This is a genomic window from Methylococcales bacterium (assembly GCA_030949405.1).
Taxonomy (GTDB): Bacteria; Pseudomonadota; Gammaproteobacteria; order Methylococcales; family Methylomonadaceae; genus WTBX01.
Genome location: JAUZSN010000002.1, coordinates 1,435,305 through 1,449,076, shown reverse-complemented (window position 1 = coordinate 1,449,076; position 13,772 = coordinate 1,435,305). Strand labels below are relative to the sequence as shown.

Annotated in this window: 16 protein-coding genes; 12 read left to right on the top strand and 4 right to left on the bottom strand. The window is 38.3% G+C overall.

Annotated features, from left to right (window positions below; genetic code table 11):
- Window positions 1–7 precede the first annotated feature (7 nt).
- The 5 genes from Q9M50_07690 to Q9M50_07670 are packed head-to-tail and all read left to right on the top strand — an operon-like array spanning window position 8 to window position 3,191.
- Window positions 8–919, top strand: coding sequence for an ABC transporter ATP-binding protein (locus tag Q9M50_07690; GenBank protein ID MDQ7090513.1), 912 nt, complete (start codon window positions 8–10; stop codon window positions 917–919).
- On the top strand, window positions 916–2,220 hold the full coding sequence (locus Q9M50_07685) for an ABC transporter permease (GenBank protein MDQ7090512.1): 1,305 nt from the start codon (window positions 916–918) through the stop codon (window positions 2,218–2,220). The genes Q9M50_07690 and Q9M50_07685 overlap by 4 nt, the downstream gene beginning before the upstream one ends.
- A gap of 53 nt (window positions 2,221–2,273) precedes the next feature.
- Window positions 2,274–2,594: a multidrug efflux SMR transporter gene (locus Q9M50_07680; protein MDQ7090511.1), complete on the top strand. Its 321-nt coding sequence runs from the start codon at window positions 2,274–2,276 to the stop codon at window positions 2,592–2,594.
- Window positions 2,584–2,889, top strand: coding sequence for a sulfurtransferase complex subunit TusB (tusB, locus tag Q9M50_07675; protein ID MDQ7090510.1), 306 nt, complete (start codon window positions 2,584–2,586; stop codon window positions 2,887–2,889). Before Q9M50_07680 ends, tusB begins: the two co-directional genes overlap by 11 nt.
- The gene (locus Q9M50_07670) at window positions 2,880–3,191 is read left to right on the top strand and encodes a TusE/DsrC/DsvC family sulfur relay protein (GenBank protein ID MDQ7090509.1); all 312 of its coding nucleotides are present in this window, start codon (window positions 2,880–2,882) and stop codon (window positions 3,189–3,191) included. The genes tusB and Q9M50_07670 overlap by 10 nt, the downstream gene beginning before the upstream one ends.
- 15 nt (window positions 3,192–3,206) lie before the next feature.
- On the opposite strand, the gene Q9M50_07665 is transcribed toward Q9M50_07670, so the two are convergent.
- Window positions 3,207–3,599, bottom strand: a complete 393-nt coding sequence (locus Q9M50_07665) for a S4 domain-containing protein (protein ID MDQ7090508.1) — start codon at window positions 3,597–3,599, stop codon at window positions 3,207–3,209.
- Window positions 3,600–3,773: 174 nt separating this feature from the next.
- Between Q9M50_07665 and Q9M50_07660 the strand changes: the two genes are divergently transcribed.
- The 7 genes from Q9M50_07660 (at window position 3,774) to Q9M50_07630 (ending at window position 10,695) form a co-directional block, all read left to right on the top strand.
- Entirely contained in the window at window positions 3,774–4,157 is a 384-nt protein-coding gene (locus Q9M50_07660) for a DUF6394 family protein (protein MDQ7090507.1), read from the top strand.
- Window positions 4,158–4,183: 26 nt separating this feature from the next.
- The gene (locus Q9M50_07655; protein ID MDQ7090506.1) at window positions 4,184–5,947 is read left to right on the top strand and encodes an NAD-binding protein; all 1,764 of its coding nucleotides are present in this window, start codon (window positions 4,184–4,186) and stop codon (window positions 5,945–5,947) included.
- Between the two features lie 245 nt (window positions 5,948–6,192).
- Window positions 6,193–7,077, top strand: a complete 885-nt coding sequence (gene rfbA / locus Q9M50_07650) for a glucose-1-phosphate thymidylyltransferase RfbA (GenBank protein MDQ7090505.1) — start codon at window positions 6,193–6,195, stop codon at window positions 7,075–7,077.
- Complete coding sequence (gene rfbC / locus Q9M50_07645) at window positions 7,074–7,649, top strand: dTDP-4-dehydrorhamnose 3,5-epimerase (GenBank protein MDQ7090504.1); 576 nt, start codon at window positions 7,074–7,076, stop codon at window positions 7,647–7,649. The genes rfbA and rfbC overlap by 4 nt, the downstream gene beginning before the upstream one ends.
- Before the next feature lie 11 nt (window positions 7,650–7,660).
- Window positions 7,661–8,542: a dTDP-4-dehydrorhamnose reductase gene (gene rfbD / locus Q9M50_07640; protein MDQ7090503.1), complete on the top strand. Its 882-nt coding sequence runs from the start codon at window positions 7,661–7,663 to the stop codon at window positions 8,540–8,542.
- Between the two features lies 1 nt (window position 8,543).
- Window positions 8,544–9,596 (top strand): dTDP-glucose 4,6-dehydratase, encoded by a 1,053-nt coding sequence (gene rfbB, locus Q9M50_07635; GenBank protein MDQ7090502.1) that lies wholly within the window; start codon window positions 8,544–8,546, stop codon window positions 9,594–9,596.
- Window positions 9,597–9,600: 4 nt separating this feature from the next.
- Window positions 9,601–10,695 (top strand): glycosyltransferase family 9 protein, encoded by a 1,095-nt coding sequence (locus Q9M50_07630; GenBank protein ID MDQ7090501.1) that lies wholly within the window; start codon window positions 9,601–9,603, stop codon window positions 10,693–10,695.
- Window positions 10,696–10,784: 89 nt separating this feature from the next.
- On the opposite strand, the gene Q9M50_07625 is transcribed toward Q9M50_07630, so the two are convergent.
- The 3 genes from Q9M50_07625 to Q9M50_07615 form a co-directional block, all read right to left on the bottom strand.
- Window positions 10,785–11,174, bottom strand: coding sequence for a hypothetical protein (locus Q9M50_07625; GenBank protein ID MDQ7090500.1), 390 nt, complete (start codon window positions 11,172–11,174; stop codon window positions 10,785–10,787).
- A 221-nt stretch (window positions 11,175–11,395) separates the two neighbouring features.
- Entirely contained in the window at window positions 11,396–11,518 is a 123-nt protein-coding gene (locus tag Q9M50_07620; protein ID MDQ7090499.1) for a hypothetical protein, read from the bottom strand.
- Window positions 11,519–11,860: 342 nt separating this feature from the next.
- A complete protein-coding gene (locus Q9M50_07615; protein ID MDQ7090498.1) occupies window positions 11,861–13,768 on the bottom strand; it encodes a DmsC/YnfH family molybdoenzyme membrane anchor subunit in 1,908 nt (635 codons plus the stop codon).
- Window positions 13,769–13,772: the final 4 nt, after the last annotated feature.

Genomic DNA, 13,772 nt, shown 5'->3' with positions numbered 1-13,772 from the left:
CAGTCCTTTGTTAATCAACGTCTCTAATCTCATTTTTGAATATACGGGGTTTCGTGCTTTAAACGACCTTTCTTTTTCAATTCCTGCTGGCAGTATTACCGCGTTAGTCGGCCCTAATGGGGCAGGAAAAACAACCTTATTACGTTGTTTATCCGCCTTAGACCAACCCTTAACGGGTTCCATTCAAATTAATAATATTGACGTATTAGAACATCCGCGTCTTTGTCATCGTCAAGTAGGGTATTTATCCGATTTTTTTGGACTTTATGATCGTTTAACCGTCCGCCAGTGTTTATATTTTGTGGCTCGAGCGCAAGGCATTGAAACCAATGCGTGTGAACAGGCTATTTTGCGTGTCAGTCAGCAATTAAATATTAGTGATCGCTTAGACATGACACCCACTGAATTATCACGCGGTTTACGCCAACGGGTGGCGATTGCTCAGGCGATTATTCATCAACCGAAAGTTATCCTTTTAGATGAACCTGCGTCGGGTTTAGACCCTGAAGCACGGCATTTATTAGCCGAATTATTTTTGGCGTTACAAAAACAAGGGATGACGCTGATTGTCTCGTCACATATTTTGGCCGAATTAGAAGCGTATTCCAGTGATATGTTGGTGTTGCGTGAAGGAAAAATTATTGAGCATATTTCTATTCAACAAAAAGCCGAACAACTCAAAGCCTTTAAGCTTGTTTTAACCCATCCCAGTACAGAATTAGCGACTATTTTATCAACGATAGATCAGCTTACCGAGCTAAAAATAGAGGCAGAACAGGCTACTTTTAAATTAGGGGGGGATCTCAAGAGTCAGCATGAGTTATTAAAAAAACTTTTAGAGCATCAACTTCCTGTCTGTGAATTTAGTCCGATAACGACTAATTTACAAGATGCGTATTTATCAACGGTGAAACTATGAATCCTGAATTTCAACGACAACTGTACTTAGAATTTTCCTTATCACGCGTCATCGGGATGCCTATTTTTTTAGGGGTCATTTTTTCGTTTGCGTATTTACTCAATGATAAACAAGCGGATGAGGGCATTGCTTATACGGCATTGGGACTATACACCCTGCTTGTTTTATTTTGGGGGGCTAAACAAGCGGCGATGAGTATGATTGATGAATTAAACAATAATACGTGGGATATTCAAAAAACCTCGGCTATTTCCGCGTGGTCATTAACCTGGGGGAAATTATTAGGAAGTACGCTTTTCACATGGTACGGTGGAATTATTTGCTTAATCATCTATATGTTAGCCACGCCTGAGCCTGAATATATTATTTTAAACGGGGTTTATTTTTTAGGGTCAGGGTTATTAGCCCAAAGCATTAGCTTATTAATGAGCTTATTTTCAGTGCGACAAAAAAATAGAAGCAATAATATGAGCTATTTATTTATTCTTATTATTTTGTCCTTTATTATTCCCCTGATGTTTAATAGCCATGATATTAAAAGAGAAAGTGTCGTTTGGTATGGGGAGTCGTATAATCTTGCTTATTTTGTTGGCGTTAGTTTAATCCTCGCTTGCTTATGGTCGGTTATGGGAATTTACCGTTTATTATCAACCGAATTACGAATTAGAACCTTACCATCAGCATGGTTAGCGTTTATTAGTTTTTTAATTATTTATTTAACGGGATTTTTTATTAGCAATGATGACCCTCAAATTAACCTTTTTATGGGGATCGTATTAGCGAGTTTTTGTGTCGGTATTTCAGTGAGTTATTTAGGCTTATTGATTGATGACAATAGTCCACTGTTAGTGCGTAAATTATGGATTTATTCTCAACAGCATCAATGGCTACGCGTTTTACAAGAAATTCCATGCTGGATGGTAAGTGTCATTTTTGTGTTACCCGCAACTATTTTTCTGACTATTTTTTACTCTGTTCAAGCCATTGAAGAGCTTTATCTGCATCCATTAGTGATTTATTTATTACTCTTGCGTGACATCGCAATATTACTTTATTTTAGCTATTCACTCAATTCTAAACGTGTGTTGGGGTTAACCTTACTGTATTTGATTTGTTTATATGGTTTACTTCCTGCCATCTTTATAAGTGCTGAACTTGAATGGGTTGCAGGCATTATATTACCTATTCTAAATGAAAATTTAATCATTGCCCTTGTGATTGCAAGTTTGCAAACTTCCTTTATTGGGATTCTTTTATTTCAACGCTGGCAAGAGCGGGTCATGAATATTAAAGCGATCTAATGTTTAAAGTTTGTTAAAATAATTCATTTTTTTGATACCTTAGAGGGTTCTAAATGGCATGGTTGCTTTTATTTACAGCAGGGGGGGCAGAAATTATTTTTGCGTTAAGTTTAAAATATAACGAAGGCTTTACCAAATTATGGCCTAGTGTCATTACGTGTATTTCAGGATGCTGTAGTTTCTATTTATTAATGCTTGCGATTAAATCACTGCCTTTAGGAACCGCGTATGCGATTTGGACGGGAATGGGAGCGGTTGGTGTTGCTATTTTAGGCATTGTTTTATTTAAGGAGTCCATTGACTGGGTGCGGTTAGTTTCCATTGGTTTTATCATTATCGGTCTGATTGGACTTAAATTAACCTATGTTGAATAATGCTTCATTTAATTTAATTTATCAATCGCCTTTAGAAACGGCAACACTCCAACGAATCTCGGCGGGGGATAGTATTCTTTTTATGGAGAATGCGGTGTTACGATTATTAAAATCAAGCCGACACACAACGGAATTAAAAACAATGACCTTAAATAAAGCCTTGTTTGTTTTAAAGGAGGAGATTGAAATTCGTGGAATTTGTCCCGATGACTTAATTTCAGGAATTGAAATTATTGATTACCCAGACTTTGTCCAACTCACCCTTAAACACCCCTTAATACACACATGGAATTAAGTTTAAATTCAGACGGTTTTTTAGTGCAACCTAATGATTGGGATCAAGCAACGGGACTTACCTTAGCACAGTTAAATCAATTGGAACTCACGGAAGCTCATTGGGAAATTATTTTTTTTATTCGAGCCTACTATGAAAATTTTAAGGACTTACCCAATGCACGGGTTTTTACCAAAGCGATTGCTAAAAAACTAGGAACGGATAAAGGCAATAGTCGTTATTTACATCGACTATTTCCAAAAGGGCCTTTAAAATATGCCTGTAAAATTGCAGGATTACCCAAACCCCCGACCTGTTTATAATTTTTTTGAACGAAATTAACTTTGCTTAAATTGATGAATTTGACGGCGTTGTTTTTTATTGGGCCGATGTTCGCGCTCGGAATGGGGTAATAAGTGACGCTGTTCTTTATTATCGATGATTTGTTGTTGGCGTTTATCGTGACTTTCGACACTTTCCTCATATAATAAAACCGCCTCAGAGGCAGGGCGACGTTGTTTATTCAACCCTAAAACCTGAATTTCCCAACGACACTGGTCTTTATGGATGAGGACTTGTGAGCCTATTTTTATTTCTTTACTGGGTTTACAACGTTGGCCATTAACATGGACTTTTCCGCCTGATACCGCATCCGAGGCAAGTTTTCGGCTTTTAAAAAAACGACTCGCCCACAACCATTTATCAATTCTTAATGTTTCTAATTCTGGCATTTGTTGATAACATCTTTAGTATGAAGAAGCATAATTTTACCTTGCTGACTGTTTAATTAATATCTTTATGAACTGAGTTGTCAGTAAAATCTTACCTATTTCGTTTCTATAATTCTTTAGGTTAAAATACATTCCTTTATAAATTGTTACTTGCCCTGTGTGGTGGAGAAAAAAATGAATCTTGAAAAAGTCATCTTTGGTTTTTTTATTGTTTTTGCCTTAACCTTAAATTTTGGATTTTTTTTAGGTGACATGGGGAAGGCAGATCATCACAACATTCTTGAATTATTTGCGGCGATCGTGGTTAATTTTATTGCAACGATCTTAAAATTAGGGGATCGCTCGCAAATTGGGGCGGTACTTCTTGCAACCAGTTTAGTCGCTGATTTACAACTGGTCATGGCCGCGATGTATTGGACATTTGCCGTTCATATTACAGGGGGAGGAGTTGAACCTCGGATAGTTGCCGCCATTGTTTCACTTTCAGGGGGTGCTTTATTGGCGAATATTATTTCCGCTGTTATTTTAGTCAGTGAAACCTTAATGACCCGCTTATAAATCATTCATTTCAGGAACGATAAACGATGGCAACCCCTGTAGATCTAAGTCGTGTGACCTTTATTGTCATGCGTGATATGCGTCGGCCGATTATGGCCTTATTGTTAGTGTATGCCTTTTCTATTTTAGGGATGACCTTTATACCGGGTGAACTCGATGATTTCGGTCATCCCCGTCGAATGACTATTTTTCATTCCTTTTATTTTATGACCTATACGGCAACAACAACAGGCTTTGGTGAGATTCCATATCCTTTTAGCGATGCACAACGCGGATGGGCCATTATTTGTCTTTATTCCAGTGTCATTACTTGGATTTATGCCATTGGCGCGATTGTACAACTATTACAAAACCCTTTTTTTATATACGCTTTAGCGGAGTGGCGATTTTCACGTAAAGTTCGTCAAATTAGAATCCCCTATTTTATTATTTGTGGCTTTGGCGATACAGGCAGTGTATTGGCGCGGGGCTTAAGTGATTATGGCTGGGCATGTGTTATTATTGATGATAACGAAGAGCGAATTAAGGCCCTTCAATTACGGAATTATAAAGTCCCCATGCTTGGGCTTTATGCGGATGCCAGTGTCCCTAAACATCTATTAGAAGCGGGTCTTACGCGTAAAAATTGCAAAGCGATTGTAGCGATCACCAATGATGAAGAAGTTAATTTAAAAATCTCCACGATTGCACGGGTTTTAAATCCTAATCTTGGAATTATTACCATGTCTAAAATTGAAGTCGTTGAAGAGACGTTAGCCAATTTAGGGGGAGAAACACATATTGTTGACCCTTTTAAAACCTTTGCCAAAGTATTAGCCGCCTCCATGCACAATCCGGGGTTTTATGCTCTAAATCGTTGGTTAGCTCGAGAGAAAAGAGGACGGATTAATTATCATACTAAACCGCCATTAGGAAAATGGGTGATCTGTGGTTATGGACGGATGGGCTATGAAGTTAATCGCGTGTTATCTCATCATGGTATTGAGGCGACAATTATTGATCCTCATGGCTATAATGGTCAACCTGTTAATAGTTATATTACAGGACGTACAACGTCAAAAACATTATCTGAGGCAAAGATTGAGCAGGCGGTTGGAATTTTAGCAGGAACCAATGATGATGGGCATAATTTAGCGATTATATTAAATGCCCGCCGTTTTAATCCTACTTTATTTACGATTGCTCGACAAAATCATCATCAAAATGACATCGCCTTTACCGCGACGGATACTGATATGGTGATGCAACCTACGTTAGTCACGGCAAGGAAAATTTTATTTTTATTGATTGCGCCGTTATTAAAACCCTTCTTTTTTTATCTCTTAGAGGATAAAGTAGGAAGAGCGGACGAGATGGAACAGGTTATTGAGCGTTTACGAATGATTATTGGCGATAAAACCCCTTATTTAACCACCATTAATTTTACCGAAGACAGTACGGAATCGGTTTATAAATGGTTAATGAATGGTGACGATGTTTTTTTAGGCGGGCTGCTAAAACACCCTGATAATAGAGAGCGGTTATTAGAATTAGTCGTTTTTGTCATCAAATCAGGAAATGAAATTATTGTTTTACCAAAAGATGATTACAAAATCAAACTGGGCGATCAATTACTTTTTTGCGGTACCAAACGTAGTCAGTCTTTATTTAATGCCATCACTAATAATGACTATAAATTATTTTATACCCAAAAAGGTGTTTTTCTACCGAGAGGTAAATTAGGTAAAAAAATACTTGATTTAGGGAAAAAATTTGAAGGTACGGAACAGGATAAAAAAAATAAGGCATGAATTATGACGATACTTTAAGTCATATTAGGGGTAAAAACGCTATTTAACTATATGGTGAAACTAATTTTTGGCATCCTTCTTTAGCTCAAAAGTAATTTACACTTTATTCTTAAAAAATAGTGTGGCGTAAAATAGCTTTAGCTATTTTCGTAACTCGCCAACAGCTAAAGCTGTTGGACTCCAGTTTAAACTGTAAACCGAAAAATGAAGGATGCTAAAAAATCCATACTAATTAAGGCACTTATATGAAAGGAATTATTCTTGCAGGCGGTTCAGGTACACGCTTATACCCCATAACGAAAGGGGTCTCTAAACAACTGGTGCCTTTGTATAATAAACCGATGCTTTATTATCCATTGTCGGTCTTAATGCTTGCAGGTATTCGTGAGGTATTAATTATTACAACCCCCGAAGATCAGGCCAGTTTTCAACGGTTGCTTGCCGATGGTTCTGATTTAGGCATGAAATTTGATTATGTCGCTCAACCCTCCCCTGATGGCCTTGCCCAAGCTTTTCTGTTAGGTGAAGATTTTATAGGTGATGACGATGTTTGCTTAATTTTAGGCGATAATGTTTTTTATGGGCATAATTTAGTCGAATTACTCAATCAAGCGGTGATTAATGCAAAAGAAGATCAAAAATCAACCGTATTTGGTTATCGGGTTTCCACGCCCGAAGATTACGGCGTTGCCGAATTTGATGATAAAGGCAATGTGGTCAGTTTAGAAGAAAAACCCATCGAGCCTAAAAGTAATTATGCGGTCACAGGGCTTTATTTTTACCCGAATGATGTTGTTAAAAAAGCGAAAGAAGTTAAACCATCAGCACGGGGTGAACTGGAAATTACCACTGTCAATCAAATGTATTTAGATGAGCAACGACTTAAATTAAATATTATGGGCCGTGGAATGGCGTGGCTTGATACGGGAACGCATGAAAGTTTATTGGAAGCATCGGTTTTTATTGAAACCATTGAAAAACGCCAAGGAATGAAAATTGCCTGTTTAGAAGAAATTGCCTATGAAAAAGGCTATATTGATAAAGCCCAATTGTTAACCTTAGCCGAACCTTTACGAAAAAATCAATATGGGCAATACTTATTACAAATAGCCGAAGAGGGGCAATCATGAAGTTTATTCCACAAACTATTTCAGATGTCATTCTGTGTCAGCCCAAAGTTCATGGTGATACGCGCGGCTATTTTGTTGAAACCTTTCGACAGGATTTATTTGAAAAAGCATTGGGTTATTCCGTTGATTTTGTTCAAGACAACGAATCCAAATCCTCTAAAGGGGTTTTACGCGGGTTACATTTTCAACTGGCTCCTTATGCGCAATCAAAATTAGTGCGGGTCATTGAAGGTGAAGTCTTAGATGTTGCCGTGGATATTCGCCAAGGGAGTCCCACTTTTGGGCAACACGTTACCGCCCGATTGAGTGCTGAAAATAAACATCAATTATTTGTTCCACGCGGTTTTGCACACGGCTTTGTCGTTTTAACCGAAACCGCTATTTTTGCCTATAAAGTCGATAATTATTACTCGCCTGCCTGTGATCGTGGATTAGCCTTTGATGATGAATCCATTAATATTGATTGGCTCTTAGCTCCCGACGCGCTACAGCTTTCTGAAAAAGATAAAAAACAACCGAGCTTATCCGAAAGCCCTGAATTCTTTAACGCCTCAATCAATTACTACGCTTAAAAACTCAGCTTATGTCTTCAAAAAAAACGATTTTAGTAACGGGTGCAAACGGACAGCTTGGACAATCCATTCAAGCGATTCAAACGGATTACGAGGATTATGATCTAACCTTTGTCACTCGAAATGAATGTAATCTATCGTCCACCGATTCTATTCAACATTTTTTTTCACACCATCATTTTGATGTCATTATCAATTGCGCGGCTTATACAGCGGTCGATAAAGCGGAATCAGAACCTGAATTAGCCACCTTAATTAATGCCACAGCGGTTGAACAATTAGCCCAAATAGCGAAACAACAGCAGACGATTTTGATTCATATCAGTACGGATTATGTCTTTAAAGGTGAAAATTTTGCGCCTTATCAAGAAACCGAGGTAACCTGTCCGCAAAGTGTCTATGGCGACAGTAAACTAAAAGGGGAGCAAGCCATTCAAGCGATTAACCCCCAAGGGTTGATTATTCGTACCAGCTGGGTTTATTCTGAATATGGGGCTAATTTTGTTAAAACCATGTTACGACTCGGACGTGAACGAGAATCACTGGGGGTTATTTTTGACCAAATCGGCACTCCAACTTATGCCACCGATTTAGCACGGGCTATTTTAGCGATTGTCTCGAATCCTAAGCTAGAAAAACAATCAACCTCACTGGGCATTTATCACTACAGTAATGAAGGGGTCTGTAGTTGGTATGATTTTGCCAAGGCTATTTTTGAATTAAGTGCGATAGACTGTCAGCTTAATCCGATTGAAACAAAAGACTACCCCACCCCCGCTAAACGGCCTCATTACAGCTTACTTAATAAAGCAAAAATAAAACAAACGTTTGATTTAACCCTTCCTTATTGGAAAGATTCCTTACAACACTGTTTACAGACTCTAAATAATTAATATGACAGCGAGCAAAACTATTTTAGTGACAGGGGGAGCTGGATTTATTGGCTCGGCGGTCATTCGGGAACTTATTAACAACCATTCACATCACGTTCTTAATGTTGACAAACTCACCTATGCAGGTAATTTAGAGACCTTAAAATCCATTGACCACAGTGATCGCTATCAGTTTGAACAGGTGGATATTTGTGACAGTGTAGCAATGGAACGGGTTATAACAAACTGTCAACCGGACGTGATTATGCACCTTGCGGCAGAATCTCATGTTGACCGCTCTATTTCAGGGCCTTCTGAGTTTATTCAAACCAATATTGTCGGAACGTATACCTTACTTGAACAAGCCCGAAATTATTGGTCACAACTGGAGGCCGATAAAAAAGCCAATTTTCGATTTCATCATATTTCAACCGATGAGGTGTATGGGGATTTACCTCATCCAGACGAGCAAGAAAATTCAGATGAACAGCCTTTACCGTTATTTAAAGAAACCACGGCTTACGCTCCGAGTTCACCTTATTCAGCCTCAAAAGCGAGTTCCGATCATTTAGTCAGAGCATGGCACCGAACTTATGGTTTACCCATTGTCATCACCAATTGTTCAAATAATTACGGATCATACCAATTCCCTGAAAAATTAATTCCCTTAATGATTCTTAACGCCCTTGCGGGTAAACCCTTGCCTGTTTATGGAAAAGGGCGGCAAATTCGAGATTGGCTGTATGTTGACGATCACGCACGGGCTTTAATTTTAGTCGCAACGGAAGGAAAAATAGGCGAAACCTATAATATTGGTGGGCATAATGAAATGCAAAACATAGAAGTGGTAAACCTACTTTGTGAACTACTGGAAGAACTTGCGCCGAATAAACCTGAGACTATTACCCACTATCGTGATTTAATTACTTATGTCACCGATCGTTCAGGGCATGATGTTCGTTATGCGATTGATGCCAGTAAAATTCATCAGCAATTAAACTGGTTACCTAAAGAAAGTTTTGAAACAGGGATTAGGAAAACAGTTGAATGGTATTTAGCCGCCTATCAACACTAACCTAATGAAGCCACCTCTTTTTTTGAAACATAAGCCGCAACGTATTTTAGTCATTAGTTTACGTTTTTTAGGAGATACGTTATTAATCACCCCGTTACTTAATTCATTAAAAAAAGCCTACCCTGAGGCTGAAATTGATGTGCTTACTTACGGGTATAACGCCCTAATTTTGGAAGGGAATCCTGCTATTTCTCAGTGTATTTTTAGTCCGAAAAAGCCAACGCTACACGATTACAATGTTTTATTGAAACAAATATATCGACGTTATGATTTAGCGATGACGACTCAAACGGGGGATAGACTGACTTTATATGCGGTTTTAGCGGCTAAAACGCGGATTGGATTTATCCCTAAACCCACAGAAAAAAGACGATTTAAACGTTATTTTTTTCAACGATGGTTAACGTTTGATGAAACGAAAACCCATACGGTTTTAGAATTATTACGGTTATGTCAATTATTAGCCATTAAGCCTGTTTATGAATTAACGCCGCCGTCTACAACGCAACCCTTGGAAATATCACGGATGGGGATTACGTCAGCGTATGTAGTTATACACGTTTTACCGCAATGGCGTTATAAGCAATGGACGGAAGCGGGGTGGATTGCGGTTGCCCATCATTTAAAACAGCAAGGGTTACAAGTCTTATTATCAGGGAGTCCTGTTGTGGAAGAGGTTCATTATTTAATGCAGCTTCAAAAACAGTTTCCGACGAATACGATTAATTTAGCGGGAAAAGTATCGTTAGCACATTTGGCGATGATTATTGAAGGGGCTCAATTATTTATAGGCCCTGATACGGGAATTACACATCTAGCTGCGGCAACTAAGGTTAAAACGATCGCCTTATTAGGGCCGAGTGACCCAGTTAAATGGTCGCCTTGGCCTAACGATTATCATTCGACTACTCCACCGTTTAAAACACGCGGTTGTCAGCAGGTTAATAATATTTATATTATTCAAGGTCAAGAAGCCTGTGTTCCGTGTTATTCAGAAGGCTGTGAGCGTCATCAAAATAGTTATAGTCTGTGTTTGGATTCAATCCGTGCCGATCAGGTTATAAAAACAATTGATCGTGCTTTGAATAAGCCTGATTAGTTTTCTTGAATTCAAGTTATAAGTGCAATGCCAGTCGTTATACAGCTTTGCGCTTAGGTTGAATTCAAGAAATGATAAAATAATAAATGTTATTTTTCTGTAGTCTTTATTTTCAACAGCCAGCCATTATTCCCTTTACATTTATTGGTTCCCGTTGCGTTGATATTAACTCGGGCATAAGCCCCTTTTATCTCAGCGGGTAAGGTTCCCGTTACTAAATATTTATTACCCTTTTCACTGACTTTAATTGCAACGGACTGTTTTTTCACCGTGACCTTTATGCTTTTAGGATCCGTCGTTGATGAGGCGATAAATGAAAATTCGGATTGTAGTTTTACCTCGGTAAGTTTTGGCGGACTAAATTCAGAGAACGTGGGTTTTTTACAGGCTTTCTTACTGCTACTCGTACCGTAGGCAGCCACTTGATTAGTAAAGGCTATAAAAAATAATAAAATTATAATTTGATGTAATTTAATCATGCTATTCCCCTGGTTAATTAGAGTTGCCGATAAACAAGGTGACTTGTTTGGCATTTGACGCTTTATTAGTTTAACACCCCTTTCTATGAGTTAGGGAAAAACAAGCGTGATAAGTTCTTCCACTTAGGCTACTAACTTAAGACGAGACACGTTGAGGTTAAGCCGTTCGTGCTGAGCTTATCGAAGCATGAACGGCTTAACCGTCCGCCCTTCGACTGGGTTCAGGACGAATGGTTAAGCCTCGCTCCATAGTATCCCGTCTTAAGTTGGTAGCCAAAACGTGCTTCAACAGGTAAACGTACTGCTTGAATTTTATTATTAACAAATACTGAACTTTGTAACATGATATCCTCTGTATTTTATGTATATAGTTTGAGTATCTACTTGTTATTAAAAGTAATCAACTTTATAAGCTCCATCACCCCATTATTTTACTGCTCTTTATAGCTGTTAATTTTACTCTGACTCCATTTGATCGAGAAATTGCAAAATACAATACCCAACCAAAGGAGTCATAATCAAGTTGATCCGACCCTTTTGATTCGACCCTTTTGATTTCAGAGGAATAATAGGGATAAAATCGGAGAAAACTTAAAATTAACAGTTTTATTTAAATTTACTCGAATCTGCTAAAATACTTGTAAGAGATGCTTTAAAAAAGGGTGAAATCCACATTTACCAGCGATTTATTGACGACCAAAAATCCACTTTACATGTTCAAGCATATCTTTAAAGGAATTTCCTTTTAAGGTTTGAATAAACTCATCAACCTTAAACGCATGATGTCTTTCATAAACAACGCCTGTTTGTGGCATATCGGCTAATCCCGTTTCTCTAGCATGATCGACAAAGCCATCATTTTTCCAGAAAAAGGCACCTGGCATGGTGGTTGGAATGACCAATACAAAAAATAATGAACGCCCAAATGCACCCATGACTAACATGGAGACCGTTAATAATCCACCAAGGATAATAAATGCCAGCGCAGATTCCACATAGATCATCAAGATAGACGCTAATAAATTAATCCCTAATAAACCATTTCGTAATAAATATGATTTTCCATATTGGGTGACTTGACGATAATAGGAGGCCGCACCTTCATTGTTTCTCGTTTTCATATCACGAGCATGAAAAATATGCCCAATGCCCTCTAAACTTAAACCGATTGCCATGATAGTCGCTAAGGATTGTAATAACAGAATAGCATCAACTCTCAAGGGTAGGACAATGGTAGTCACCACCGCAATAATTAACGCGCCAAAACTAAGCATTGAACCCACAAATGCCGTCGCCGTTTGATAATGATCCCAAAAAGGACGCGCAGGAATTCGATACAGTTTATACATGTAAAATAAACCAATGAGGCCACTTAACCCCCCTAATAAAGCAAAACTCGTGGCAATAAAACCCATAAAGGCATTATCAAATAATGCAAACAATCCATAACCTAGTAAGCCAGTATAAAACATCGATACCCCTGCAATTTCCCGACTCACAGGTGATAAACGTAAATTATTAAAGCCGCGATAAAACCGATGCGGTTTACCTAAGTGCATATTGAGTTTATATAAACCTATTGTAGAAATCACAATTGTTACCCACAACACGGGCAATAATAAAGCTTTTTCAGTTAATAAACTTAAGGCTTCAATCGCAAAAATATCGCCTAAAATCAACATCAATAATACCCCAATAGTCGCTTGGATACACAAGGTGAAAATTACATGTGCGGACTCATGACTGGTTAATAATGTTTTAAAATTCCAAAATTTTTCATGCCCTTGCTTTTCATCGACAACCGCTTTAAATTCACTTTGCGGACTATCTTTATGATATTTAATCGGCATCGAATCGGTACGCGTCATTTCCTGTTGCGTGGCTTTTGTTTGTTGAAAGCGAATATTAGGATGGGTAATTTCAGGGGTTGGAAAACCTGGAATGGCCGCTTTTGCTTGTTCACGATTTTCAGGAATATCTTCAACAACCCCAAAATCCAGCGCGTTACCTAAACAAGCCGCAACACAGGCGGGTTTTAAGCCCACTTCCAAACGATCCACACACATATTACATTTGCTGACTTCACCTTTTACGGGATCAAGTTGCGGCGCATTATAAGGACAAACCCATGTACAATAACCACAGCCAAAACAAATATCAGGATCTTGTAACACTGCCCCATATTCGGCAAATTTAGTATAAGCACGAGTGGGACAGCCTGTTAAACACACGGGATCATCACAATGATTACAGGCCATCGAAAGATTAATTCGTTGATAATTCGGGAAACTTCCGCCTTCAATAAAACCGACCGACCGAAAAGCTAAATGCGCGGGAACATCATTTTTTTCACTGCAAGCCGATTCACAAGCATGACAACCAATACAATTATCGACATTTAAATAGAAACCATGTTGCTTATAACGATTAGGATTATCACCAATAGCCTCATCCCCATTAATTAATAAACTTTCATTGCGTAATTCACTAACATCTGAGGTTAATTCTATATTTTTACCGTAATGGTTTTTAGTTTGGCTCTCCAATTTTTCTAAAAAAGCGTATTTGGGTTCATCGGGACGGACTTCAAACATAATA

Coding starts and splice junctions, on each gene's coding strand:
- Q9M50_07655 (MDQ7090506.1), top strand. CDS start 4,184: ATGGCAACCCCTGTAGATCTAAGTCGTGTGACCTTTATTGTCATGCGT.
- rfbA (MDQ7090505.1), top strand. CDS start 6,193: ATGAAAGGAATTATTCTTGCAGGCGGTTCAGGTACACGCTTATACCCC.
- Q9M50_07660 (MDQ7090507.1), top strand. CDS start 3,774: ATGAATCTTGAAAAAGTCATCTTTGGTTTTTTTATTGTTTTTGCCTTA.
- rfbB (MDQ7090502.1), top strand. CDS start 8,544: ATGACAGCGAGCAAAACTATTTTAGTGACAGGGGGAGCTGGATTTATT.
- Q9M50_07615 (MDQ7090498.1), bottom strand. CDS start 13,768: ATGTTTGAAGTCCGTCCCGATGAACCCAAATACGCTTTTTTAGAAAAA.
- rfbC (MDQ7090504.1), top strand. CDS start 7,074: ATGAAGTTTATTCCACAAACTATTTCAGATGTCATTCTGTGTCAGCCC.
- tusB (MDQ7090510.1), top strand. CDS start 2,584: ATGTTGAATAATGCTTCATTTAATTTAATTTATCAATCGCCTTTAGAA.
- Q9M50_07630 (MDQ7090501.1), top strand. CDS start 9,601: ATGAAGCCACCTCTTTTTTTGAAACATAAGCCGCAACGTATTTTAGTC.
- Q9M50_07620 (MDQ7090499.1), bottom strand. CDS start 11,518: ATGTTACAAAGTTCAGTATTTGTTAATAATAAAATTCAAGCAGTACGT.
- Q9M50_07685 (MDQ7090512.1), top strand. CDS start 916: ATGAATCCTGAATTTCAACGACAACTGTACTTAGAATTTTCCTTATCA.
- Q9M50_07670 (MDQ7090509.1), top strand. CDS start 2,880: ATGGAATTAAGTTTAAATTCAGACGGTTTTTTAGTGCAACCTAATGAT.
- Q9M50_07680 (MDQ7090511.1), top strand. CDS start 2,274: ATGGCATGGTTGCTTTTATTTACAGCAGGGGGGGCAGAAATTATTTTT.
- Q9M50_07625 (MDQ7090500.1), bottom strand. CDS start 11,174: ATGATTAAATTACATCAAATTATAATTTTATTATTTTTTATAGCCTTT.
- Q9M50_07665 (MDQ7090508.1), bottom strand. CDS start 3,599: ATGCCAGAATTAGAAACATTAAGAATTGATAAATGGTTGTGGGCGAGT.
- rfbD (MDQ7090503.1), top strand. CDS start 7,661: ATGTCTTCAAAAAAAACGATTTTAGTAACGGGTGCAAACGGACAGCTT.